Annotated in this window: 18 protein-coding genes, 12 tRNA genes, 3 rRNA genes and 2 pseudogenes; 6 read left to right on the forward strand and 29 right to left on the reverse strand. The window is 45.2% G+C overall.

Annotation, left to right across the window (positions count from 1 at the left end; all coding sequences use genetic code 11):
* Positions 1–12: 12 nt before the first annotated feature.
* Both xylB and HUS26_RS15065 read right to left on the reverse strand, forming a co-directional pair.
* Positions 13–1,481 (reverse strand): annotated as a pseudogene (xylB, locus tag HUS26_RS15060) (xylulokinase).
* Between the two features lie 4 nt (positions 1,482–1,485).
* Positions 1,486–2,013: pseudogene (locus HUS26_RS15065) on the reverse strand (xylose isomerase); the annotation flags it as partial.
* A gap of 55 nt (positions 2,014–2,068) precedes the next feature.
* Between HUS26_RS15065 and HUS26_RS15070 the strand changes: the two are divergent.
* Both HUS26_RS15070 and HUS26_RS15075 read left to right on the forward strand, forming a co-directional pair.
* Positions 2,069–2,170 (forward strand): ROK family protein, encoded by a 102-nt coding sequence (locus HUS26_RS15070; RefSeq protein WP_254434300.1) that lies wholly within the window; start codon positions 2,069–2,071, stop codon positions 2,168–2,170.
* A 157-nt stretch (positions 2,171–2,327) separates the two neighbouring features.
* A complete protein-coding gene (locus tag HUS26_RS15075; protein WP_173917908.1) occupies positions 2,328–3,296 on the forward strand; it encodes an L-lactate dehydrogenase in 969 nt (322 codons plus the stop codon).
* Positions 3,297–3,346: 50 nt separating this feature from the next.
* Here the strand turns inward: HUS26_RS15075 and HUS26_RS15080 are convergent, their stop codons facing one another.
* Complete coding sequence (locus HUS26_RS15080; RefSeq protein WP_173917909.1) at positions 3,347–4,696, reverse strand: glycosyltransferase family 4 protein; 1,350 nt, start codon at positions 4,694–4,696, stop codon at positions 3,347–3,349.
* Between the two features lie 2 nt (positions 4,697–4,698).
* Positions 4,699–5,793, reverse strand: coding sequence for a CotS family spore coat protein (locus HUS26_RS15085; protein WP_173917910.1), 1,095 nt, complete (start codon positions 5,791–5,793; stop codon positions 4,699–4,701).
* Between the two features lie 178 nt (positions 5,794–5,971).
* Between HUS26_RS15085 and HUS26_RS15090 the strand changes: the two genes are divergently transcribed.
* The 3 genes from HUS26_RS15090 to HUS26_RS15100 all read left to right on the forward strand — a co-directional run bounded on the left by HUS26_RS15090 (position 5,972) and on the right by HUS26_RS15100 (position 9,437).
* Positions 5,972–7,264 carry a UDP-glucose/GDP-mannose dehydrogenase family protein gene (locus HUS26_RS15090; RefSeq protein ID WP_173917911.1) on the forward strand — a complete coding sequence of 431 codons (1,293 nt, stop codon included), beginning with the start codon at positions 5,972–5,974 and terminating at the stop codon, positions 7,262–7,264.
* Between the two features lie 24 nt (positions 7,265–7,288).
* Positions 7,289–8,332 carry a glucose-1-phosphate thymidylyltransferase gene (locus tag HUS26_RS15095; RefSeq protein ID WP_173917912.1) on the forward strand — a complete coding sequence of 348 codons (1,044 nt, stop codon included), beginning with the start codon at positions 7,289–7,291 and terminating at the stop codon, positions 8,330–8,332.
* A gap of 103 nt (positions 8,333–8,435) precedes the next feature.
* Positions 8,436–9,437: an NAD-dependent epimerase gene (locus tag HUS26_RS15100; RefSeq protein ID WP_173917913.1), complete on the forward strand. Its 1,002-nt coding sequence runs from the start codon at positions 8,436–8,438 to the stop codon at positions 9,435–9,437.
* Between the two features lie 47 nt (positions 9,438–9,484).
* Here HUS26_RS15100 and glmS read toward each other — a convergent pair whose 3' ends face one another.
* The 6 genes from glmS to sigW form a co-directional block, all read right to left on the reverse strand.
* A complete protein-coding gene (gene glmS / locus HUS26_RS15105; RefSeq protein WP_173917914.1) occupies positions 9,485–11,284 on the reverse strand; it encodes a glutamine--fructose-6-phosphate transaminase (isomerizing) in 1,800 nt (599 codons plus the stop codon).
* Positions 11,285–11,747: 463 nt separating this feature from the next.
* Entirely contained in the window at positions 11,748–13,097 is a 1,350-nt protein-coding gene (gene glmM / locus HUS26_RS15110) for a phosphoglucosamine mutase (protein WP_173917915.1), read from the reverse strand.
* A 69-nt stretch (positions 13,098–13,166) separates the two neighbouring features.
* Entirely contained in the window at positions 13,167–14,138 is a 972-nt protein-coding gene (locus tag HUS26_RS15115) for a YbbR-like domain-containing protein (protein WP_173917916.1), read from the reverse strand.
* Positions 14,131–14,949, reverse strand: coding sequence for a diadenylate cyclase CdaA (gene cdaA / locus HUS26_RS15120; RefSeq protein WP_173917917.1), 819 nt, complete (start codon positions 14,947–14,949; stop codon positions 14,131–14,133). Before cdaA ends, HUS26_RS15115 begins: the two co-directional genes overlap by 8 nt.
* A gap of 143 nt (positions 14,950–15,092) precedes the next feature.
* Positions 15,093–15,746: an anti-sigma factor gene (locus HUS26_RS15125; protein ID WP_173917918.1), complete on the reverse strand. Its 654-nt coding sequence runs from the start codon at positions 15,744–15,746 to the stop codon at positions 15,093–15,095.
* Positions 15,747–15,759: 13 nt separating this feature from the next.
* A complete protein-coding gene (gene sigW / locus HUS26_RS15130; protein WP_173917919.1) occupies positions 15,760–16,323 on the reverse strand; it encodes an RNA polymerase sigma factor SigW in 564 nt (187 codons plus the stop codon).
* A 140-nt stretch (positions 16,324–16,463) separates the two neighbouring features.
* Between sigW and HUS26_RS15135 the strand changes: the two genes are divergently transcribed.
* Complete coding sequence (locus HUS26_RS15135; RefSeq protein ID WP_256371070.1) at positions 16,464–16,649, forward strand: aspartyl-phosphate phosphatase Spo0E family protein; 186 nt, start codon at positions 16,464–16,466, stop codon at positions 16,647–16,649.
* A 24-nt stretch (positions 16,650–16,673) separates the two neighbouring features.
* Here the strand turns inward: HUS26_RS15135 and rocF are convergent, their stop codons facing one another.
* The 19 genes from rocF to HUS26_RS15230 all read right to left on the reverse strand — a co-directional run bounded on the left by rocF (position 16,674) and on the right by HUS26_RS15230 (position 25,131).
* The gene (rocF, locus tag HUS26_RS15140; RefSeq protein WP_173917920.1) at positions 16,674–17,576 is read right to left on the reverse strand and encodes an arginase; all 903 of its coding nucleotides are present in this window, start codon (positions 17,574–17,576) and stop codon (positions 16,674–16,676) included.
* 186 nt (positions 17,577–17,762) lie between these two features.
* Positions 17,763–17,933: an HAD hydrolase-like protein gene (locus tag HUS26_RS20295; protein ID WP_173917921.1), complete on the reverse strand. Its 171-nt coding sequence runs from the start codon at positions 17,931–17,933 to the stop codon at positions 17,763–17,765.
* Positions 17,934–17,946: 13 nt separating this feature from the next.
* Positions 17,947–18,144, reverse strand: a complete 198-nt coding sequence (locus tag HUS26_RS15150) for a hypothetical protein (RefSeq protein ID WP_173917922.1) — start codon at positions 18,142–18,144, stop codon at positions 17,947–17,949.
* Positions 18,145–18,247: 103 nt separating this feature from the next.
* Positions 18,248–18,323 (reverse strand) — tRNA-Ala (locus HUS26_RS15155).
* A 6-nt stretch (positions 18,324–18,329) separates the two neighbouring features.
* Positions 18,330–18,404 (reverse strand) — tRNA-Gly (locus HUS26_RS15160).
* Between the two features lie 26 nt (positions 18,405–18,430).
* Positions 18,431–18,503, reverse strand: a tRNA-Lys gene (locus HUS26_RS15165).
* A 232-nt stretch (positions 18,504–18,735) separates the two neighbouring features.
* Positions 18,736–18,810 (reverse strand) — tRNA-Gln (locus HUS26_RS15170).
* Between the two features lie 60 nt (positions 18,811–18,870).
* Positions 18,871–18,956: transfer RNA gene (locus HUS26_RS15175), tRNA-Tyr, on the reverse strand.
* A 21-nt stretch (positions 18,957–18,977) separates the two neighbouring features.
* Positions 18,978–19,053 (reverse strand) — tRNA-Thr (locus HUS26_RS15180).
* Positions 19,054–19,057: 4 nt separating this feature from the next.
* Positions 19,058–19,133: transfer RNA gene (locus HUS26_RS15185), tRNA-Val, on the reverse strand.
* A gap of 3 nt (positions 19,134–19,136) precedes the next feature.
* Positions 19,137–19,211, reverse strand: a tRNA-Glu gene (locus tag HUS26_RS15190).
* Positions 19,212–19,231: 20 nt separating this feature from the next.
* Positions 19,232–19,303: transfer RNA gene (locus tag HUS26_RS15195), tRNA-Thr, on the reverse strand.
* A gap of 3 nt (positions 19,304–19,306) precedes the next feature.
* Positions 19,307–19,381 (reverse strand) — tRNA-Asn (locus HUS26_RS15200).
* Positions 19,382–19,397: 16 nt separating this feature from the next.
* A 5S ribosomal RNA gene (rrf, locus tag HUS26_RS15205) occupies positions 19,398–19,511 on the reverse strand.
* A 101-nt stretch (positions 19,512–19,612) separates the two neighbouring features.
* Positions 19,613–22,534, reverse strand: a 23S ribosomal RNA gene (locus HUS26_RS15210).
* Between the two features lie 137 nt (positions 22,535–22,671).
* A tRNA-Ala gene (locus HUS26_RS15215) sits at positions 22,672–22,747 on the reverse strand.
* 9 nt (positions 22,748–22,756) lie between these two features.
* Positions 22,757–22,833: transfer RNA gene (locus tag HUS26_RS15220), tRNA-Ile, on the reverse strand.
* 100 nt (positions 22,834–22,933) lie between these two features.
* Positions 22,934–24,502: ribosomal RNA gene (locus HUS26_RS15225) — 16S ribosomal RNA — on the reverse strand.
* Together the 16S, 23S and 5S rRNA genes with 12 tRNA genes alongside form the textbook arrangement of a ribosomal RNA operon.
* A 407-nt stretch (positions 24,503–24,909) precedes the next feature.
* Positions 24,910–25,131 (reverse strand): hypothetical protein, encoded by a 222-nt coding sequence (locus tag HUS26_RS15230; protein ID WP_173917923.1) that lies wholly within the window; start codon positions 25,129–25,131, stop codon positions 24,910–24,912.
* Positions 25,132–25,163 lie beyond the last annotated feature (32 nt).

Genomic DNA, 25,163 nt, shown 5'->3' on the forward strand with positions numbered 1-25,163 from the left:
TGGTGCGAGCTGCTAGTTCAACGATTCAGTTTGATTATAGACTTCTTGATAAATGCTAAACAACTCTCTATATGCTTTTACATTTTCTTCATTTGGTTTGACCGTCTGCCCTATCTCAAGAAATTCGTCGGCACATTCTTTTAGGGAATCAAACCATCCGCTTCCGTAAGCCGCCAGCATGGCAGCGCCCATGCCGGGTCCCTGCTCACTTGAGAGCTTCATGACTTCTACTCCAAAAATATCAGCCTGCATCTGAAGCCAATCCTTATTTTTCGTCCCGCCCCCGGTGGAGACAATCGTATCTATCAATTTGCCGCTTTTCCTGAGAATACTGATTGACTCATAGAGAGAAAACGTAATCCCTTCCATAACAGCTCTCACAAAATGCTTGCGTTCATGTGAGCTGTCCATCCCAATAAAGCTGGCGCGGATGGAAGCATCCGCATGAGGCGTCCGCTCACCTACTATGTAAGGAGTAAACAGTAAGCCGTTCGATCCTGCAGGCACAGAAGCAATTTCCGCTACAAGCTCTTCAAAAGATTCTTTTTTTGCAAACACATCTTTAAACCAGCTTAAACTGTAACCCGCAGCCAGGGTAACTCCCATGGCATAGTAAGCGTCCGGAGCTCCATGATTAAAATAATGAACTTTTCCATTGAAATCTTTATCACGATCCTGCTCATAAGCAAGAACGACTCCTGAAGTCCCAATGCTGCACAGCGTTTTTCCTACATCTAAAATACCTGAACCGATGGCCCCGCAGGCATTGTCGGCACCGCCGGCGAAAACGCTGGGAGCTTGAGGCAGCCCGATTTCTTCTGCATTCAACAGGTTACCGACTTTTTCATGAGAAGCTACAAGCGGCGGGCATAGGGCAGCCGGGATATTAAAAGCTTCACAGATTTCTTCACTCCACATATTTTCTTCGATAGCTAACAACAAAGTGCCGGCAGCGTCGGAATAATCCATGTGAATCTGTCCTGTCAGCTTATAGCGTAAATAGTCTTTAGGCAGTAGGAACGTCTTTGCTTTTTCAAAAATCTCCGGTTCATTTTCCTGCACCCATAAGATTTTCGGCAGTGTAAAGCCTTCAAGTGCCGGGTTTTTAGTAATTTCAAGCAGCTTATTCTCTCCAAGCGTTTCATAAATCTGCCGGCACTGATCGGTCGTTCTCGTATCATTCCAAAGAATCGCAGGCCTTAAAACTTCATGGTTTTCATCGAGAAGGAAAAGCCCGTGCATCTGCCCGGAAAAACTTATACCTTCTATATCTTCCACATGGCCGTTAAACTCCTGAACTAAATCTTTTAATCCATCAAGTGTCTGATCCACCCAGTTTTTTGGATCCTGTTCACTGTAACCATTTTGCTCCTGAATCAGTGATAGGACTTGGAGACTTCATGTTCAATTTTTCCTTTTTGGTTCACTAGTAAAAGCTTTACGGCACTAGTCCCAAGATCAATCCCAATTACATATTTCATACGATTACTCTCCTGCGTAGGCTTTTAATAGATATTGGTTGATGTTTGATTTGATAAGCTCTAAAAGGCCGGACTCATGCTTAATTTCATCAAGCTGCAAAGCATGCTGCTCAAGCTTATAAAGGTCCGTCGTTCCTTCTACAATTTCTTTTCCTATACCCTCTTTGAAGCTGCTGTAACGATCTTCCACAATTCCATCAAGAACTTTATCATCGATCAGCTTCTGAGCTACTCGCAGCCCTACTGCGAAAGCATCCATACCGGCAATATGAGCCAGGAAGAGGTCTTCCCGTGTAAACGATCCACGACGCACTTTTGCATCAAAGTTCAATCCGCCCCGGCCTAAGCCGCCATTTTTAATAATTTCATACATGGCTAATGTTGTAGAATATAAGTCCGTCGGGAAATCATCGGTATCCCAGCCCAGCAGGGGATGGCCCTGGTTGGCATCTACTGAGCCAAGCAGGTTGTTGACACGGGCATAACGAAGTTCATGTTCAAATGTATGGCCTGCTAGTGTCGCGTGGTTCGCAAATCGAGCGGCGGCTGCCGCACCGTCAAGTGAATACCATATTGCCGGTATTGGCATCGGCGTTCCAGGATCTGTAGACAAACAGGGGAAAATATTGTTTACACCTAATCTGGGCTGGCAGAATATTGACTTCAAAGGAATAATGAAAGAGCTTTAGGAATGGCGGCCTTCAGTTTTGAAGATCCCTTGTTTCCGAATGTTCTCTTTTTCTCGTAAATACAGAAATGTTAGCAAAAGGGGTTGAAAAACTTTGTGAAATATTGCACAATATAGACATGAAATGATTTCCAACCTACTATAGGAGTGATCGGTTAATGAATAGTCCAAGAAAAGAAAAAGTTAATCGTGTTGTATTAATTGGTGCAGGTTTAGTTGGAAGCAGCTATGCCTTTGCTTTAATTAACCAGGCTGTAATTGAAGAATTAGTAATTATTGATTTAGATAAAGAAAAAGCGATCGGCGATGCGATGGACCTTAACCATGGGAAGGCCTTTTCCCCTTCCTCAACAAACACTTGGTATGGAGATTATAACGACTGCCTGGATGCAGACATTGTATGTATCTGTGCAGGAGCCAACCAGAAACCTGGGGAAACCAGGCTTGACCTTGTAGAGAAAAACATGAAAATCTTTAAGGGAATCGTAGATGACGTGATGAAGAGTGGATTTGACGGTATTTTCCTGGTGGCTACTAACCCAGTAGATATACTAACCCAAGCCACTCAAGTGTTCAGCGGCCTGCCAAAAGAACGTGTGATTGGCAGCGGTACTACGTTAGATACCGCACGGTTCCGCTATCTGCTAAGTGACTACTTCAACGTCGCTACGCAAAATGTGCATGCCTATATTATTGGCGAGCACGGTGATACCGAGCTTCCAGTCTGGAGCAATGCCACTATCGGCGGTGTCCCAATTTCTAAATATATTGAAACGAAAGCTGATTATCATGATAAGGACCTCGATCATATCTTCGAAAATGTAAGAGATGCGGCCTATCAGATCATTCAGAAAAAAGGAGCGACCCATTACGGGATTGCGATGAGCCTTGTCCGAATTACGAAAGCGATCCTGAGTAATGAAAACAGTATTTTAACCGTAAGTGCTCATCTTAACGGCGAGTATGGAGCCGAGGATGTTTATGCCGGAGTACCAACTATTGTGAACCGCCAAGGTATCCGTGAGGTGCTTGAAATGAAACTGTCCGCTAAAGAACAGCAGCAGTTTGATCACAGCATCAGCACTTTAAAAGCGACGATGAATCCGGCATTAAAACAGTACCTTTAATAATTAATAAACCCCCAGGTGATTACTACCGCCTGGGGGTTTTTCATGAACTACCTCATCCGTTTCGCTTTTAAATAGAAATACAACATTATTAAACAGGCGGACTTAAAGCTCATGACGCCTGTCTCTGATGCTGCCTCCATTTCTTCATCCAAGTGCGGAATAAATGAAGATTCACCGAATTCATCAGCTGCTGACTCTAAATAGAATTCCTCTCTATTTACAGCCGCGATTTGTTCCTCACTTTCTGAACGCTCTACATGCTCCCAAACTAGTGAAATATCCTGAACGACCCGATCCCAGGAATAATGTTTTTCAGCGAGCGCCCGCCCGTATCTTCCCATCTCTTCCCTTAATCCAGTGTTGGAGAGAAGATAGGAAATATGCTGGACAAACTCTCCCGGATCCTGAGGATTTTCAACGACGAGACCATTTTTATGAATGTCAATGACTTCCTTATTTCCTCCACGATTCGTAGTAACGATAGGCAGACCAGCAGCCATAGCTTCGTAATGCACACGTGCCAGAGGCTCCTGCCACTGGGACGTACATACAAAAACATCAGCCGCGGCAAACCATTCGTGAATTTTATCGGGTGACACAAAGCCTGTGAGGACTACAGGGATTGGCAGCCTTTCAGCGAGCGCCCGTACGTACGCGATATAATCGGAAATCCCATCATCGCTAAACCATTTACTCCCCATAATTACGAGTGCGATATCTTCATTCTTCTTCGCCAATTCAGGGATGGCACGGACGAGGACATCGATTCCTTTATTAGGTGAAAGCCTGCCTGCGTACAGGATCACTTTTTTATTTGTTAAATTGTGCTCTGTCCGCAATCTGTTTCTCATTTCTCTTGCCTGGCTTGAATAAACCGGAACGAAACGGTCCAAATCTACGCCTGAATAAATAGTCTGCAGCTTAGGGGCTGCTTCTGGAAAGAACCCTTTGATCGTGTCACCAATATAATTACTGATCGTAATAATTTTATCAACCTTCCGGACAGCCTCTGCTCCTTCTTCGCGGTCAATCTTCTCCGGCTTAAACATATCATTGTGCATGCTTAATACAATTTTCGAATCAGGCGCTAACTCACGTACAGCCCCTACTAAGCGCGGCCTGTTAAAAATATGAATCAGCTCATAAGTTTCAGGGGAGTTCCTTAGAAAGTCCGCAACATTTTCACGGTATGGTTCTAATAAACCTCCATCTACCCGCACATAACGAATCCCATCTTTCCTTTCATCATTAGGGAGTGCTTCATCACTTCTTCCTAAGATCGTGATATCATGATTCCTTTTTAAAATGGACACTGCACCGTCAATATAGGTTTGAATCGCTCCTCCACGAATAGCCGGGACGGGTAATTTTTCAGTACATATAATTAAAATCTTCAACCTTATGAACCTCCTTTCCTGTCGTTAGCCAGTTCTTCGAGGACTGACCATTTAGATTCTTCTAGTTTTATAATGGATTGGACTTCTTGCTCAAGCTCTTCGTTTAAAAAAGTCGTCGGTGAATACACCATATATTTAATATTCTTATAAAATAAGTTGGGCAGCGATAAGTCGATCAGCAGCATCTCATAGACTTCATCAGAAATTGGGTTTGCTTCATGATAAGCCTGAATCATCTCCCGGGCCCAGTGAATATCCCATTGCCCAAGAGCGTGCATCCTGTCTATAATCATCTTTCTTAAATCCCGAATTGTAATATCATAAGACACTCCGTCTAAATCAATGATCCAGACACCATCGTCAGCCATTTGAGCGTTTGACCAGCCGTAATCTTGGTGAACGAGCCCTACCTCTTCTGTACCGCGAGCTATGATATTATCATAAGATGAATTCTCAAGTCGTTCGATCGCCTTCCTTGCTTGTTCTTGAAACATATCAATGACAGAAAGAATCGTTGCACTTGCCGGCATTTCGATATAGGCGTTCGCTATATCTCTAAACCAGTTCATTTTCTTCTCCACTCGCTGATACGTTCTTGGCCATCGGTTCAAACGAGAAACGACTTGTGCATCCGCGGGCGGGATATAGCCTTTAGATAGTCTGTGAAACTCTCCCAGCGCATAACAAAGCTGCTTTGTACCTTCCAGATCTTGAGGAAGCTGATACAAAGTATCGATCCAATCTGCCACAAACCATAACTTCCCTCCCTTTAGTACATACTTCTCTCCATTTTTCGTTGGAATAATGGCAGGAACCCTGGCTTTCTGCTCTTGAACTAAATATTCCTGGGCGCCCAGGCTGAACTTACTGTGGATCGGAGTGCGATGCAGAAGCTTCAGGCTGTATGTGCCTTTATCTGTGTCTAACTTCCAGATAGCTCCTCCTTTTTCATCTTTCGTTGCCATAACTGTCATTCCGTAAACAGTAAAATCGTAGAATTCAGCCACTTCATAAGCCATGTCTACGATATATTGAGGAACGTACATTTCTTCTAAGGGATTCTCGTCTAACCACGGTTTTATGATTTGATCTGACATGATTTCACCTCCTATATAAATCATCTTATTCGGTTCCTGACAGAACGTATGGGGCAATGGCTAATGTCACGATAGGGAATGAAAAAAACTGAAAATAGGCTTTTATTCGCCGTTACCCATTTCGAGATTGCCAATATAGTAGTGGTAGTATGATCGTTTTCAAAGAGGAGAATCTTTAATGAAAATTTTATTCATAGGGATGGGATATGTAGGGACAACGATGAGTACAGCTCTAGCCATGGCTGGTCATCTAGTAACTGGATTCGATGTTGATGAAGAGAAAATCTCCTCCCTAAAAGAGGGTAAGCTATATTTTCATGAGCCGGAATTACAGGAAATGATGGTTGAAAGAATACGAAACAAACAATTATTCTTCACTACGGATCCGCAAAAAGCGATCGAAGGCCACGATATTATATTTATTACGGTAGGCACTCCTTCATTAAGCAGTGGGAAGGCAGACCTCCGTTATATTAAAAAGGCAGCCGAAATGATCGGCCGCTATAAAGCCAGCGAAAAGATCGTCGTAATTAAAAGCACCGTGCCTATAGGAACCACAAGGAATTTAGAGCAGTGGGTACAATCATCCAGTGTGGATTCCTCTCTTCTTCATACGGCTATGAACCCGGAGTTTCTAAGAGAAGGAAATGCCCTGCATGATGCTTTAAATCCTGACCGTATTGTTATCGGAAGTGAAAGCAGTAAAGCCTTACACACTTTGACAAAACTATATCAAGCCTTTCACTGCCCCATCGTAACCACTTCGTCACAAGCTGCTGAAATGATTAAGTATGCATCGAATGCTTTTTTAGCCACAAAAATTTCTTTTATTAACGAAATCGCACGGCTGTGCGATCAAAAAAAGATCGAAATTCAGGACGTTTCCAAGGGAATGGGACTTGACCATAGAATTGGCCCCGCCTTCCTGCAAGCCGGCTTAGGCTACGGCGGCTCCTGTTTTCCTAAAGATACAAAAGAGCTGCTCTGGACTGCAGAGAACAGCGGCTGTCCGCTTCACATCCTGCAAGAAGCAGAAAAAGTCAACCAGTCCCAGCCTCAGTATTTTATAGATAAAATCAAACAGAAAGTTGGCCCGCTGGAGAAGAAAAAAGCAGCTGTCTTTGGGCTTTCGTTCAAACCACACACGGATGATACGAGGGAATCTGTCTCCTTTTCTACCATCGAGAAGCTCCTTCTGGAAAAAGCGCAGGTTCAGGTCCACGACCCAGTTGTGAAACTTACAAAGAATTGGCTGGATCAAGGAGTTGAACAATTTCCCAGTGCTTACGCCGCTGCCAAAGACTGCGACTTCATTGTGATTTGCACCGACTGGCCAGAATACGGTGAACTGGACTGGGGGAAGATCCATTCCCTCATGAAGGATGGCTCTATCTTTGACGGCCGTAACATGCTGGACGCTGTCTATTTAAAAAGCTTAGGTTTTCATTATCAAGGGATAGGTTATGAGTAATGAAAATTTAGAAAGGAGGAAGCCATGAAAGGATTAATCTTAACAGCCGGAAGAGGAACCCGATTACGGCCGCTATCTTATACGAAACCAAAACCCCTGCTCCCTGTAGCCAATCAGGCCGTTATCCAATATGGAATTCTCCAGCTTTACAACATCGGCATACGGGAAATAGGATTAGTCATTCCACCCGGACAGCAGGAAACGTTTGAAGATCATTTAAATCTGGAGAATGATCTGACGGTTCGATACATCGTTCAAAATGAACCTAAAGGCATTGCTCATGCTGTCAGTCAGGCTGAAGATTTTATAGGGTCCGAATCTTTCGTGCTCCTTCTTGGAGATAACTTAATTGACGAACCCTTCCAGCACTTAAAAGAATCATTTGACAAGGAAAACATAGACGGAAGCATCATGCTGACGAAAGTGAAAAATCCTGAGGATTATGGGATCGCAGAAGTTAAAAAGAAAAAAATTATAAATCTTGTAGAAAAGCCTGAAAAGCCAAAATCAAAGCTTGCTGTCATAGGGGTATATATTTTTACACCGCTGATATTTAAAGCCATCCATTCGATAACACCTTCATCTAGAGGAGAATATGAGATTACGGATGCTATTCAATGGATGATTAATCAAGGATATGCCATAAATTATGTCAAAGCTCATAAACCAGCCTTTGATGTCGGGACAATGGACAGATGGCTGGAGGCGAATGAATGGATGCTTCAGAAAAAAGAAGATATCAATCATCATGACCTCGTAGAAAACACCGTGATCATCCCCCCTGTAGTCATCGGGGAAAACTGTAAAATAAAAGACTCGGTAATTGGCCCTTTTGTTTCTATTGAACCAAATACGACGATTAAGAAATGCCGTATTAATAACAGCATTATTTTAAAAGATTCATGTTTAAAAAACATTCCTTATGAGATTTCAAAAAGCATCTTTGGAGAAAGAACAAAAATTGTCGGCAAAAACTCAAAGCAACATACGATAAATGGAATACTTGGCGATGATTCCTCTCTAATCCTCTCGAACTCCCCGGCTCCCCAGGATGACACAGATCAGTAACACGCCCTGCTTCCATATACAGTGCAGGGCCATACATACGAACAAGTCCTCCCGACATATAGTAATAAAAAAAAGTACTTCTTTAGCAGAAGAGGGTGAATCTATGATTTTAGTAACAGGAGCTGCAGGTTTTATCGGAGCTCACCTTACAAAAAGACTGCTTCAGGATGGCCATGCTGTCGTGGGCATCGATAACTTGAATGATTACTATGATGTTCAGTTAAAGAAAGACCGTCTCAATTGGCTGAAAGATCCACGCTTTACTTTTCAAGAAATCGACCGACAGAATAAAGATCAGGTAGAAGAGCTCTTTAAGCAGCACACGTTCTCTGTCGTCGTCGATTTAGCCGCCCAGGCAGGAGTCCGCTACAGCCTAGAGCATCCAAGGGCTTATATAGACTCAAATATCGTCGGGTTCTTAAATATACTGGAAGCGTGCCGCCGCCATAAAATCAATCACCTGATTTACGCCTCCTCAAGCTCTGTGTACGGAGCCAATACCAAATTGCCCTTTTCTGTAAGTGATAACGTTGACCACCCCGTAAGCTTGTATGCCGCTACAAAAAAAGCCAATGAACTCATGGCCCACACTTACAGCCATCTATACAATCTGCCGACGACCGGCCTCCGCTTCTTTACCGTCTATGGTCCGTGGGGACGACCGGATATGGCCTATTTTATTTTTACAAAAGCTATACTCGATGGAAAACCAATTAAAGTATTTAATTATGGTAAGATGCAGAGAGATTTTACTTATATTGATGATATTATTGAAGGTATTACGCCAATCATCGTAAAAAAGGCAGCCCCCAACCCCAATTGGAATGGCAAATCTCCGGACCCAGGCTCAAGCTATGCGCCTTACAAAGTTTATAACATTGGCAATAACCAGCCTGTAGAGCTGATGAAATTCATCTCTGTAATTGAAGATAAGCTTGGTGTAAAAGCCAGGCTGGAATTTCTACCCCTGCAGGAAGGAGATGTGGTTTCTACGTATGCGGATATCGATGAGCTGGTAAACGACTTTGGCTTTAAGCCTTCGACCTCTATTGAAAAAGGTATAAGTATGTTTGTGGACTGGTATAGAGATTACTACGGGGGATGAAGAGCTATATAAAAAAACGGAGACCGTTTAGGCCTCCGTTTTTTCATTTATTCTACTGTTACACTCTTCGCAAGGTTACGAGGTTTATCAACATCACAGTCACGGTGAAGCGCAGCATAGTAAGAAATCAGCTGCAGTGGAATCACAGAAACAAGCGGTGTCAGCAGATCGTGTACCTGCGGGATTACAAAGGCGTCGCCGTCTTTGTCGAGCCCCTTCATACTGATGATCATGCTGTTTGCTCCGCGTGCTACTACTTCCTGAACGTTACCGCGAATGGAATAGTTAACGTTCTTCTGTGTCGCAAGCGCGATCACTGGCGTACCCTCTTCGATAAGAGCGATCGTTCCGTGTTTTAATTCTCCGCCGGCAAATCCTTCTGCCTGGATATAGGAGATTTCTTTTAGTTTTAAGGATCCTTCTAATCCTACATAATAGTCAATGCCGCGTCCGATGAAGAAGCAGTTGCGTGTCGTCGGCAAGTATTCTCCTGCCAGTTCTTCAAGCTGTTCTTTCTGGTCAGTCAGGGCTTCCATAGCGTTTGCTACAATTCCTAACTCTTGCATCGGATCAAAGTCTAATTCAAGACCTTTGGCGCGGGCTGTATCCACAGCTAAGATAGCAAGTACAGCCATTTGAGCTGTATAAGCTTTTGTTGAAGCAACTGCGATTTCTGGACCTGCGTGCAGGTGCAGCGTATAGTCTGCTTCACGGGAAAGGGTGGAGCCTGGTACGTTTGTAATCGTTAATGCCGGGTGACCAAGTTCTTTCGTCTGGACGAGTACTGAACGACTGTCAGCTGTCTCGCCGCTTTGGGAAATATAGATAAATAACGGCTTCTGAGAAAGCAGCGGCATGTTGTAAGAGAACTCACTAGCCACATGCACTTCTACTGGAATGTTCGCTAATTTTTCAATAAACTGCTTACCTAAAAGACCAGCATGGTAGCTTGTGCCCGCCGCAATAATATAAATACGGTCACATTCCTTCATAGCTTTGCGGATTTCAGGATCCAGTTTAATTTCGTCATTTTCGTTTTGATACTCCTGAATGATTTTACGAATAACAAATGGCTGTTCGTCGATTTCTTTCAGCATAAAGTGAGGATACGTACCTTTTTCAATATCAGTCGCATCCAGCTCTGCTTTAAATGGTTCACGAGTTACCTTTTCTCCGTTTGGATTTTGAATGATAACTTCGTCACGACGAAGAAGAACAGTTTCTTTATCCATTAACTCAAGGAACTGATCGGTTACATGAAGAGCAGCCATAGAGTCACTCGCTACGGCGTTGAATTCTTCTCCTAAGCCGACGAGTAAAGGACTCTTATTTTTCGCTACATAAATAGTTTCTTCATCTTCAGCATCGATTAGTGCAATCGCATAAGAACCAGTTAAAAGATTAACAGCTTTACGGAAAGCAGCGGCTACATCCTGAAGTTCGTTATTTAAAACTTCAATCAGCTGCACAATGATTTCAGTATCTGTTTCACTTTTCAGTTCCACATCGGCTAAATACTCATTTTTCACGTCCAAGTAGTTTTCGATAACGCCGTTGTGTACGATGGTGAAGCGCCCAGATGCACTTTGGTGAGGGTGAGCATTCTCTTTACTTGGAGCACCGTGAGTGGCCCAGCGTGTATGCCCGATTCCTAACGTTGAATGAATGTTTTCATCCACCGCTTCTCGAAGCGTCGCGATGCGTCCTTTTACTTTAGAAATTTTTACTCCGCCGTTTAAAGTTGCTATTCCTGCAGAGTCGTACCCTCTATATTCAAGCTTTTCTAAACCATTTAATAGAATCTCTTTCGTATCCTCTTGTCCGATATATCCTACAATTCCACACATATATTGTATCCTCCTAAAATCAAGAAAGGAGCATCCAACGGTCTGCGTAAAAGTTAACAGGGGCCGTTGCATGCCCCTTTCCCGTTAACGTTTTTTTATTGACACTTTATTCGTATGGTTTGAACAAAGAGTCGCCTCTTTGGTTTAACATACAAACATGCGGTTGAAGTGCAGCAACCGGGAAGCATCCGCCGAACACTCGATGAACTTCCTCCTCGTCAACTGTGCCCTCAGCACAGTCCTGGCGCTTTAATTAAATACCGTTCTTACTTTCCTCCCTTTTATGCTTTGAATAAAGCCTCTACTTATATAACCCGAAACACTGAAGGTTAAACACTTTTTTCGAAGCTATGCCTCATTTTACCCGAAACCAAGCTTTAGGGTCAATAACATTTACATTTCTTTCATATTAAATAAAATATGCGCAGGAGGGCTGCTTGTGCCCGGCCTGCGCCTTTATTCATTATTCTTTCATGCCTAATTCTTCTTCAACAGCCTGTACTACTTTATTCACGTACTTTTCACATTCTTCTTCGGTTGGAGCTTCTGCCATGATTCTTACAAGCGGTTCTGTACCGGATGGACGGACAAGAACGCGACCGCTGTCTCCCATTTCTCCTTCTACCGCTTTAATTACTTCCTGAATGCGCGGATGGGTCTGTACAGCCTGCTTATCAATGACTCGTACATTGATTAATACTTGAGGGAATTTTTCCATCTCAGATGCCAGCTCTGAAAGCGGCTTGCCTGTCTCTTTCATGACGTTCACAAGCTGCAGAGCAGAAAGCATGCCGTCTCCCGTCGTATTGTGATCTAAGAAGATGATATGGCCGGACTGCTCACCACCAAGGTTGTATCCGCCGCGGCGCATTTCTTCCATCACATAACGGTCGCCCACTGCTGTTTTGTCACTCTTCATTCCATTAGCTTCAATTGCTTTATAGAAGCCAAGGTTGCTCATTACAGTGGATACAACTGTTGAGTGGTTCAGCAGCCCTTTTTCGTTCATATGCTTCGCGCAGATGAACATAATGCGGTCGCCATCGACAATGGAACCTTTCTCATCAACAGCGATTAGACGGTCGCCATCGCCATCAAAAGCTAATCCGATATCAGCGTTTTTCTCTTTTACCAGCTGCTGTAAGGCTTCCGGATGAGTAGAACCTACTTCTTTATTAATATTTAATCCATCAGGAGAAGACCCGATCGATGAAATATCTGCTTCTAAATCCGCAAAAAGGTGAGAGGCTAAAGACGATGTAGCCCCGTGCGCACAGTCAAGAGCAATATGTAGCCCATCAAAATCAAAATCGACCGTTTGTTTCAGGTGCTGCATATACTTCTGGCCGCCTTCAAAATAGTCATTAATCTGGCCAAGGTCCTCTCCAGAAGGACGTGGGAGGTTATCCCCAGGTTCATCGAGTAATTTTTCGATTTCTAACTCCTGATCGTCTGTCAGTTTAAAGCCGTCGGGGCCGAAAAATTTGATCCCGTTGTCTTCTACAGGGTTATGGGAGGCTGAAATCATAATACCCGCTTCCGCCTGTAATGCTTTCGTTAAATAAGCTACACCCGGTGTAGAAATAATGCCTAAGCGCATCACTTCCGCTCCTATAGAGAGAAGACCTGCAGCTAATGCGCCTTCTAACATCTCCCCGGAAATACGCGTATCACGTCCGATAAGCACCTTTGGACGCTCTGTATTTTTAGTAAGAACATATCCGCCATAGCGTCCTAATTTAAAAGCCAGTTCGGGAGTAAGTTCTTTATTCGCTACTCCCCTTACACCATCTGTACCAAAATATTTACCCATAATTAATTGAAACCTCTCTTTCGTTGTCGCTTCTTAATTGTTTTTCTGGAAGAGCCCGAATCTGTTATTTTACTGGGCGTCTGCTGCCTGGTCCACTTCCACATTCACTTCAATTGTTTCCGGATCAACACTTGAAGCTTCCTCAGGAACCGGCACTTCTATTTCCACGGTCTCATCTTCCGTAATTCCTTCTACATCAACCGGAATGTTTTCAATTTCCTCAAGTTCTTCAAGAACGCTGTTAGGTCCTATAACCGTTACATTGGTTGTATCAGAGGTGATTGATTCTATGCTTACACCGTCAGCCGCGTCGCCTTCTGCTTCAAAGGAGACAGGCACCTCTTTCTCTGAGCGCTGAATCGGTACTGATACATCTACAGTGGTAGGGTCCAAAAGTACGTTTAGCTCATTCCCCTGGTCGTCATATACTTTTACAGGAGCCTTGAGAGCCTCTAAGTCACCGTCAGCCTCTCCGACGTCGATAATAGCTTTGACAGAAGCTACACGCTCAATAGCTTCAGCTGAACCAGTAATCGTTACTTGCTGGGGATCAAGTGCCGCTTCCCCAATCGTATATTCATCAGAAATTTCCTGTTCATTTATATAATCCACACTGATCGGAAAATCTTCATTTACTTTTTGATCAATCGTCACTTCTACTTCTTCAGGATCCATATTTACTTTTAATTGATTGGAGATACCGGAATGCTGAACATCTACTTCGTGCGTTCCCGGTCCTAAATCATTGAGGTCGACAAACGCCGTAAAGTTTCTCTGGCGGACGACCGGAGCCAGTGAACTGGTGGGGCCTTCTACAGTAACCACTACGTTTTGCGGCAGTCCGCTGACAACATACTGGTCGTTATCAAATCGAACCTCAAGAGGAACGTCGTTCATGACTTCTCTTTCAGAGGTGGTATCATTAAACCATTGAGAATCAGAATCCATATTATCATCCACATTGATGGAAACCCAAAGGAGCACAGCTAAAAGCAATGAAATAATTCGGAGAACCCATTTATTTTTAAATAAATTATCCATTCTTTTTCCCCCTCCAGTTCCAGGATTTAGAGGCAGGATTTTTAGCGCCAAAGTCGAGCTCGCTTCGTAAAATGTCTTCCAGCGTTTCCTGATCGAGCTGCCTGTGCAGCTCTCCATTTTTCGTACAGGAAATCGCTCCTGTTTCTTCAGATACTACAATGGTTACCGCATCAGTGACTTCACTGATTCCCATAGCTGCACGGTGCCGTGTCCCTAATTCCTTAGAAATAAACGGGCTTTCAGACAATGGCAGATAACAAGCGGCTGCTACAATTTTGTTTTCTTTAAGTATTACGGCTCCATCGTGCAGCGGCGTGTTCGGTATAAATATGTTCGTTAATAATTCACTTGTTAAATGTCCGCCGACAGGAATGCCTGTTTCCACATAATCCCCCATGCCGGTTTCTCTTTCTATCGTAATCAATGCACCAATCCGCCGCTTAGCCATGTAGTTGCACGACTTAATAATCGCCTGAAGAGACTTCTCGCCGTCCTCTTCTTCTCCACCCGTCCGGCTGAAGAAGCTTCCTCGGCCCAACTGTTCAAGCGCCCGTCGCAGTTCGGGCTGGAATAATATAATGATTCCTAAGAAACCCCAAGTAATTGCTTGTGACATCAGCCACCTCAGTGTGGTCAGTCCAAATAAATTACTCAATAACCATATAGCCAAGACAATGAATATACCTTTTAATAACTGAACGGCCTTTGTGCCTTGGATAAGCATGATTAATTTATATACAACAAACCAGACAAGGGCAATATCAATAGCAATTAAAAATAGATCTAAAAACTCAAATCCCCCATCAAGCATGCTTACACTTCCTTTTGAAGATATTCAACTTTAATAAAAAGCCATAGCCTGTTTATTATACCATATTTCCAATTTTACTAATATTAAATGGAGAAGACAAAAATAAAACCACCATGATGTGCATGGCGGTATGCATAGTTGATTTATTCAGAATCAGAACCGAAGGAGAAAACATCCGTTATGAAGTTTTTCGTATGGTACCACATCCACTCAAAAACTTGATTCACTTCGTTAATTTCGCCGCTGGCATAAGCCTGGTAGTTCTCACCATTGGCCAGCGGGCCTTCGGGTTCATCCGTAATAAAATCTCCATTAATTAACGTTACGTCTCCATCGATCTTTCCTTCTACTTTAAGATCTCCATTACGTACAACTAAGTCCCCCTGTACCGTTACTCCCTCAGGTACAATGACGGTATCATCCTGAATGATAAGATTCTCTTGTTTAGAAACTGTCATCTGCTGGTCCTGTTCCCAGACGGATAAAATCCCGCTAAACATCAGGAGAAAGAATACCGCAGCAGCCGTAATAAACGGATGCCTTTGCAGAGTACGGACATAGCTTTTTCTTTTCTTTTGTTTAGGAAGGTTATTCATGACCTGTGCCGTAAAATTCTCCGGAGCAGGAAGAGAGTCGGTGCTTTTTATTAAAGTAATGGATCGTTTTAATTCATGAAAATGACTCTGGCACGATGGGCAAGCCTGGAGATGGTCCCGCAGTCGTCGTTCTTCTTCTTTATTTAGTTCGCCATCCAAGTACTTATGCATAAGTACTACAGCTTCCTTTTTGCAGTTCATTCCCTCAACTCCTTTACACATGTCGAAGCCTTTTTCTCAAGGCTTCCCGGCCCCGGTGCACCCTTGTCTTTACCGTCCCTACCGGAATTTCCAGTACATCTGCAATTTCCTGCAGCGACAGTTCATCTAAATACCTTAATACAATAACGCTTCTGTATTTAGGAGGCAAGGCCAGCATTTCGCGCTGAATGTAATTCTGAAGCTCCAGACTTTCCACTTCTTCTTCAGGAAGCGCTTGATCGACTGCTAACTGAGAGTACATATTCAGTCCATCTGTACCTTTTACTTCCGCATCAAGATAATAGTCCGGCTTTCTTTTTCTCAGCCAGTCAATTGTGAGATTCGTTGCAATGCGGTAGAGCCAAGTAGAGAACTTACGGCGCTCATCGTAACGGTCTATATTCGTATATGCCCGTATAAAAGCTTCCTGGGCCAGATCTTCCGCCTCTGATGGAATACCGACCATTCGGTAGCAGATATGATACACTTTGTTCTGATAAAAGGTAACAATATCCTCAAATGCGGATGGATCGCCCTTTTTGAGCTCTTTAATTTTTTTCTTTATCATGTTTTCCATATCCTATACCTCCGCTGATTATGCGGTGTTACCTATACGTATAGTTCCGCAATAAGGTTTCAAAATTCATACAAATTATGTTTATCATATAGAAAAAAAGGTAATAGAAAGACCATTGAGGTCTAAGGGAGGTGAAAACATTGAACGCGGAGAGAAAGCTGTTAAATGAAATTGAGGATTGCAGAAATGAAATGAACCGGCTGACAAAGAAGTATTCATTAACATCTAAGCATGTTGTATATGTAAGTGCAAAATTAGATCGGCTGCTAAATGAATATGAGAAAAAAAAGGACCAGCAACCGTCCTTCCAAAGGGTCAGCTGCTGAATTAAAAGCCCTAACGCATACCTTTTATTTTAAACTTTCACCAAGCAGGGAACCCATTAATCCTACCGCCATGTTGGCCGTTTTGTTCTTTTCATCAAGGATCGGATTGACTTCAACGAACTCTGCAGATGTGATCATTTGAGATTCAGCTAACATTTCCATAGCTAAATGACTCTCACGATAGCTTAACCCGCCAAGGACCGGTGTTCCGACACCTGGTGCTTCATTAGGGTCAAGCCCATCTAAATCCAAACTTAAATGTACCCCGTCTGTGCGATCCTTTAAATAATTTATTGCTTCTTTCATTACGGCAGGCATTCCCATTTTATCTACTTCATGCATACTATATACTTTTATACCTTTTTCTTTTATTAATACTTTTTCCCCGGCATCTAAAGAACGTGCTCCAATAATGAGAATGTTCTCCGGTTTTACTTTAGGTGAGTATCCTAATATATTTGTAAGCTTTTCATGCCCTATTCCTAAGCTTGCAGCCAGCGGCATCCCATGAATGTTTCCAGACGGCGAGCTTTCCCCCGTATTTAAATCTCCATGAGCATCGTACCAAATAACCCCTAAGCTCTTATAATGCTTTGAGATTCCTGCAAGTGTCCCCATTGCAATACTGTGATCTCCTCCAAGAACTAATGGAAAATTACCTTTTTGAACAACAGCATCCACTTTTTCTGCTAAACGCAGGTTACCTTCAGCGACTTCTGTAAGGTTTCTTAAGTTATCCTCTTTTTGCTCTTTTTGACGTTTAGGACGGGAAATTTCAATATCTCCCAAATCTTCTATGTCTAATTCTAACTGCTCCAAGCGCTCCAACACCCCCGCATAGCGAATAGCACTCGGACCCATATCAACACCTCTGCGGCTCTGTCCTAAATCCATAGGTACGCCTACAATAGAGATTTGCTTAACCATACCAAATTCCTCCTTTTACTATCTCATCTAATTGTAGACGTTTTCATACCAATGACTCAACTAGACAAAATTGTGTATATATATACGTTATAAATGAGAAATCACCTTTTTTATAGCATGGTTCAGACTATCAGCTATCATCATTTTTTGAAATATTTCCGGAGTCTTTCTATGAAATCGGCACCTTCACTTCCTGCCCCTGTTAAGACTAGTACTTTTAGTGCCAGCCTGTTCGGCTGCCTGTATGTCCTTCATTCGACCTCCAATCACCCATCTTTCCTGGAGATTAAATTCATTATCTTTACAGGCTTGCTCGATCATGCCGGTTTTAGGCTTTCTGCACACTATCCATTCCAAACCCCAGCAATTCCTATTTAAATGCCTTTTCTGTTGATTTACCTTTAGAGATCCCTGGTTGATTGGTAAAAGAAAATACGAGAAACCCGTTCTTTTTTAAAAGTTCGAGATGCTCTCTTACTTCAGGATATAATGTAAAGCTTCCTGGGTATTCAATTTGGCTGCTTCCCCCAAGTGTACCGTCACGGTCGATAAAAACAGCTTTTTTCATAGGAACACCCCTTTTTATTCCTGCTGTCTTAAGAAAAACTGCTTAACAAAAAAAGGCTGACATCTCAATGATGACAGCCTAATGATGTAATTCTGATTATGTATGGTGGAGCCTAGCGGGATCGAACCGCTGACCTCCTGCGTGCAAAGCAGGCGCTCTCCCAGCTGAGCTAAGGCCCCGAACAATGGAGCGGGAGACGGGATTCGAACCCGCGACCCCCACCTTGGCAAGGTGGTGTTCTACCACTGAACTACTCCCGCACTCAGGTGCGGATGAAAATTAAAAGTGAGCCATGGAGGGCTCGAACCTCCGACCCTCTGATTAAAAGTCAGATGCTCTACCAACTGAGCTAATGGCTCGTAATTAAAATAAGTTCTCGTAAGTTTGTTGAGTGACGATGCTCGTCGTGTTGCAAGCTTATTCAGTGATGCCGCACTCCTCGCAAGCCTGCAGGAAGCTTACTCATGTGGTTGGCTTGCTCTACCAACTGAGCTAATGGCCCTTAATAATAAGTGGTTTTCATAAATTAAAAATCATTTAAACACAAGAAAATACCTAGCTCTTATTTAAGCTAGATGTAAGTTGAAAAAATGGCTGGGCCAGCTGGATTCGAACCAGCGCATGACGGTACCAAAAACCGTTGCCTTACCGCTTGGCTATGGCCCATTGATGACATTAAGTATTATTACCATATCCAACTTATTTATTCCATCTTTTTAAATAAAATGGTGGAGGGAGTAGGACTCGAACCTACGAACCCGATGGGAGCGGATTTACAGTCCGCCGCGTTTGGCCAACTTCGCTATCCCTCCACTATTCAAAAATGGAATCAATGGTGCCGGCCAGAGGACTTGAACCCCCAACCTACTGATTACAAGTCAGTTGCTCTACCAATTGAGCTAGGCCGGCTAAATGGTGGAGGATGCAGGGCTCGAACCTGCGACCCCTTGCTTGTAAGGCAAGTGCTCTCCCAGCTGAGCTAATCCTCCAAATGGTGACCCGTACGGGATTCGAACCCGTGTTACCGCCGTGAAAGGGCGGTGTCTTAACCGCTTGACCAACGGGCCAAAAAAATGTTCTTCTTCAGAGCTTCCAGCCGGATTTGAACCGGCGACCCCTTCCTTACCATGGAAGTGCTCTACCACTGAGCTATGGAAGCAAGTGGCTCCACAGGTAGGATTCGAACCTACGACCGATCGGTTAACAGCCGATTGCTCTACCACTGAGCTACTGTGGAATAGTGAAGCTTATTAATGAGGCAGCGTCCTACTCTCACGGGGATATACCCGACTACCATCGGCGCTGAAGAGCTTAACTGCTGTGTTCGGCATGGGAACAGGTGTGACCTCTTCGCTATCGCCACCTCATCTATTATATGGAGGTAAACCCTCAAAACTGGATAAGACTGATTGGAATCAAACCGTCATAATTTGTAGCTGCAACGCCTAGGCGTTTTCGCTTTTCTTTTAAAGTTAAGTCATCGATTGATTAGTATCCGTCAGCTCCACGTGTCACCACGCGTCCACCTCGGACCTATCGACCTCATCGTCTCTGAGGAATCTTACTAACTTATTGTTAGGGGAAATCTCATCTCAAGGGGGGCTTCATGCTTAGATGCTTTCAGCACTTATCCCGTCCACACGTAGCTACCCAGCGATGCTCCTGGCGGAACAACTGGTACACCAGCGGTGTGTCCATCCCGGTCCTCTCGTACTAAGGACAGCTCCTTTCAGATTTCCAACGCCCACGACGGATAGGGACCGAACTGTCTCACGACGTTCTGAACCCAGCTCGCGTACCGCTTTAATGGGCGAACAGCCCAACCCTTGGGACCGACTACAGCCCCAGGATGCGATGAGCCGACATCGAGGTGCCAAACCTCCCCGTCGATGTGGACTCTTGGGGGAGATAAGCCTGTTATCCCCGGGGTAGCTTTTATCCGTTGAGCGACGGCCCTTCCATACGGTACCGCCGGATCACTAAGCCCGACTTTCGTCCCTGCTCGACTTGTAGGTCTCGCAGTCAAGCTCCCTTGTGCCTTTACACTCTGCGAATGATTTCCAACCATTCTGAGGGAACCTTTGGGCGCCTCCGTTACTCTTTGGGAGGCGACCGCCCCAGTCAAACTGCCCACCTGACACTGTCTCCGGACCGGATCACGGTCCTGGGTTAGAATGTCCGTACAGCCAGGGTGGTATCCCACCAGCGCCTCCACCGAAGCTAGCGCTCCGGCTTCTCAGGCTCCCACCTATCCTGTACAAGCTGTACCAACATTCAATATCAGGCTACAGTAAAGCTCCACGGGGTCTTTCCGTCCTGTCGCGGGTAATGCGCATCTTCACGCATAGTATAATTTCACCGGGTCTCTCGTTGAGACAGTGCCCAAGTCGTTGCACCTTTCGTGCGGGTCGGAACTTACCCGACAAGGAATTTCGCTACCTTAGGACCGTTATAGTTACGGCCGCCGTTTACTGGGGCTTCGGTTCAACGCTTCGCTAAAAGCTAACGCATCCCCTTAACCTTCCAGCACCGGGCAGGTGTCAGCCCCTATACTTCGCCTTACGGCTTCGCAGAGACCTGTGTTTTTGGTAAACAGTCGCTTGGGCCTTTTCACTGCGGCTCCTCGGCAGAGGAGCACCCCTTCTCCCGAAGTTACGGGGTCATTTTGCCGAGTTCCTTAACGAGAGTTCTCCCGCTCACCTTAGGATTCTCTCCTCGCCTACCTGTGTTGGTTTGCGGTACGGGCGCCTCTTTCCTCACTAGAGGATTTTCTTGGCAGTGTGAAGTCCGGAGCTTCGGTACTTTATTTCCCTCCCCATCACAGCTTGACGTTGCCGGACGGATTTGCCTATCCGACCGTCTTGCTGCTTGGACGCACTCTTCCAATCGTGCGCACTCCTTATCCTCCTGCGTCCCCCCGTCGTTCAAACGGAAAGGAGGCGGTACAGGAATATCCACCTGTTGTCCATCGCCTACGCCTTTCGGCCTCGGCTTAGGTCCCGACTAACCCTGAGAGGACGAGCCTTCCTCAGGAAACCTTAGGCTTTCGGTGAAAGAGATTCTCACTCTTTTTTCGCTACTCATACCGGCATTCTCACTTCTAAGCGCTCCACCAGTCCTTACGGTCTGACTTCGCCGCCCTTAGAACGCTCTCCTACCACTGATCCATCAGGATCAATCCGCAGCTTCGGTGGTGTGTTTAGCCCCGGTATATTTTCGGCGCGGAGTCACTCGACCAGTGAGCTATTACGCACTCTTTCAATGATGGCTGCTTCTAAGCCAACATCCTGGTTGTCTAAGCAACTCCACATCCTTTTCCACTTAACACACACTTAGGGACCTTAGCTGGCGGTCTGGGCTGTTCCCCTCTCGACCATGAACCTTATCACCCATGGTCTGACTCCCAGAACAAAGTCATTGGCATTCGGAGTTTGACTGAATTCGGTAACCCGGTAGGGGCCCCTCGTCCAATCAGTGCTCTACCTCCAAGACTTTCTATTCTGAGGCTAGCCCTAAAGCTATTTCGGAGAGAACCAGCTATCTCCGTGTTCGATTGGCATTTCACCCCTACCCACACCTCATCCCCGCAATTTTCAACTTGCGTGGGTTCGGGCCTCCAGTCAGTGTTACCTGACCTTCACCCTGGACATGGGTAGATCACACGGTTTCGGGTCTACGACCGCATACTCAAATCGCCCTATTCAGACTCGCTTTCGCTGCGGCTCCGCTTCTCATCAGCTTAACCTTGCATACGGTCGTAACTCGCCGGTTCATTCTACAAAAGGCACGCCGTCACCCATGAATGGGCTCCGACTACTTGTAGGCACACGGTTTCAGGTTCTCTTTCACTCCCCTTCCGGGGTGCTTTTCACCTTTCCCTCACGGTACTGGTTCGCTATCGGTCACTAGGGAGTATTTAGCCTTGGGAGATGGTCCTCCCGGATTCCGACGGAATTCCTCGTGTTCCGCCGTACTCAGGATACACTCCGGAGGAGAAAGGATGTCGAGTACAGGGCTGTTACCCTCTATGGCGGATCTTTCCAGATCACTTCGTCTATCCTCTCTCTTGGTAACTCCAAAGGAGTGTCCTACAACCCCAGAAAGCAAGCTTTCTGGTTTGGGCTGATTCCGTTTCGCTCGCCGCTACTTGGGAAATCGCGTTTGCTTTCTCTTCCTCCGGGTAATGAGATGTTTCAGTTCCCCGGGTCTGCCTTCCATAACCTATGTATTCAGTTATGGATACTGTTCCATTACGAACAGCGGGTTTCCCCATTCGGAGATCCTGGGATCAAAGCTTACTTACAGCTCCCCCAGGCATTTCGGTGTTAGTCCCGTCCTTCATCGGCTCCTAGTGCCAAGGCATCCACCGTGCGCCCTTATTCACTTAACTTTTAAATCGTCGTGAAAAGACGTTTCTTACTTTGGTTTGATGTCTTGTCAAATCTTATCCAGTTTTCAAGGTTCACAACTAAAAGATCAGTTGATTATAAAACACAAAAAGAAATACTTTGTGTTTTAAAGGTAATATGGTGGAGCCTAGCGGGATCGAACCGCTGACCTCCTGCGTGCAAAGCAGGCGCTCTCCCAGCTGAGCTAAGGCCCCGTATATGAATGGTGGGCCTGAGTGGACTCGAACCACCGACCTCACGCTTATCAGGCGTGCGCTCTAACCAGCTGAGCTACAGGCCCATTCATTACAATAATTTAATTTTGATCTCTCAAAACTGAACAACCAACCATGTACGTCCTCCGAAGGAGACGGCTAAAAAGCCGTTCCTTTTATCCTTAGAAAGGAGGTGATCCAGCCGCACCTTCCGATACGGCTACCTTGTTACGACTTCACCCCAATCATTGGCCCCACCTTCGGCGGCTGGCTCCATAAAGGTTACCTCACCGACTTCGGGTGTTGCCAACTCTCGTGGTGTGACGGGCGGTGTGTACAAGGCCCGGGAACGTATTCACCGCGGCATTCTGATCCGCGATTACTAGCGATTCCGGCTTCATGCAGGCGAGTTGCAGCCTGCAATCCGAACTGAGAATGGTTTTATGGGATTTGCTACACCTCGCGGCTTCGCTGCCCTTTGTACCATCCATTGTAGCACGTGTGTAGCCCAGGTCATAAGGGGCATGATGATTTGACGTCATCCCCGCCTTCCTCCGGTTTGTCACCGGCAGTCACCTTAGAGTGCCCAACTCAATGCTGGCAACTAAGATTAGGGGTTGCGCTCGTTGCGGGACTTAACCCAACATCTCACGACACGAGCTGACGACAACCATGCACCACCTGTCACTTGGTCCCCGAAGGGAAGACCCTATCTCTAGGGTGGTCCAAGGATGTCAAGACCTGGTAAGGTTCTTCGCGTTGCTTCGAATTAAACCACATGCTCCACCGCTTGTGCGGGCCCCCGTCAATTCCTTTGAGTTTCAGCCTTGCGGCCGTACTCCCCAGGCGGAGTGCTTAATGCGTTAACTTCAGCACTAAGGGGTGGAAGCCCCCTAACACCTAGCACTCATCGTTTACGGCGTGGACTACCAGGGTATCTAATCCTGTTTGCTACCCACGCTTTCGCACCTCAGCGTCAGAAACAGACCAGAGAGTCGCCTTCGCCACTGGTGTTCCTCCACATATCTACGCATTTCACCGCTACACGTGGAATTCCACTCTCCTCTTCTGTCCTCAAGTTCCCCCGTTTCCAATGACCCTCCACGGTTGAGCCGTGGGCTTTCACATCAGACTTAAGGAACCGCCTGCGCGCGCTTTACGCCCAATAATTCCGGACAACGCTTGCCCCCTACGTATTACCGCGGCTGCTGGCACGTAGTTAGCCGGGGCTTTCTCGCGAGGTACCGTCAAGGTACCGCTCTATTCGCACGGTACTTGTTCTTCCCTCGCAACAGAACTTTACGATCCGAAGACCTTCATCGTTCACGCGGCGTTGCTCCGTCAGACTTTCGTCCATTGCGGAAGATTCCCTACTGCTGCCTCCCGTAGGAGTCTGGGCCGTGTCTCAGTCCCAGTGTGGCCGATCACCCTCTCAGGTCGGCTACGCATCGTCGCCTTGGTGAGCCGTTACCTCACCAACTAGCTAATGCGCCGCGGGCCCATCTGTAAGCGATAGCTCAGAAAGCCATCTTTTACTCTTCCCTCATGCGAGGGAGGTGATTACCCGGCATTAGCCCCGGTTTCCCGGGGTTATTCCGGTCTTACAGGCAGGTTGCCCACGTGTTACTCACCCGTCCGCCGCTCATTCCACTAACGTCACCCCCGAAGGGGATCAGTTAGCTTCCTGCGCTCGACTTGCATGTATTAGGCACGCCGCCAGCGTTCGTCCTGAGCCAGGATCAAACTCTCCATAAAAGTAGTTTGACTTGCTCATTTGCACACCGAATGTGCTTGTTTGAATTCTCTCTATATAATAGAAAGAATAAATTGACGTACTGATTGGTTCGTTCAGTTTTCAAAGATCAAATTGTTTCGATGTCTTTTTAGCGACAAGAACTAATTTATCATGGTTACATGAATAAGTCAACATGTTTTCTAAAGAAAAATTAAATTCTTAGTGATTAGGAGAAACACTTTTTTGTGAATCCCTTTCCTGACAACGATTAATAATATAGCACAGATTTTAAACTCAGCGCAATACATTTTCATAAACTTTTTTAGATTTTTCTTTTTCCCTCCTTCCCCATCCTTAAACCATTTTTCTTCAAAACAAAAGCCCAGGTTAATCTCCCGGGCTTTTGCCTGATGATGAATACATAAAATTAGTTCTGTTTTTTCTTCTTGGGCATATAGTGTAAGCACTCTTCACCAGAAGCAAACCTTCGAAAAAGGCGGAACAAAACTTCATACCTTTTTTCCATAGCGTTCTTAATGGAAGGATCGATTCGGTTATCCCCCAGGTCAAGAGTGATTTCTTCCATCTCCCGCCTTAATAAGTACTCTATCTCTTGGTACTCTTGCTTTGTAATCATGAGACCATACATCCAAGACCCTCCCTAAGTGTTCAACAGCTTCT

Source organism: Halobacillus sp. Marseille-Q1614 (assembly GCF_902809865.1).
In the GTDB taxonomy this organism is placed as follows: domain Bacteria; phylum Bacillota; class Bacilli; order Bacillales; family Halobacillaceae; genus Halobacillus_A.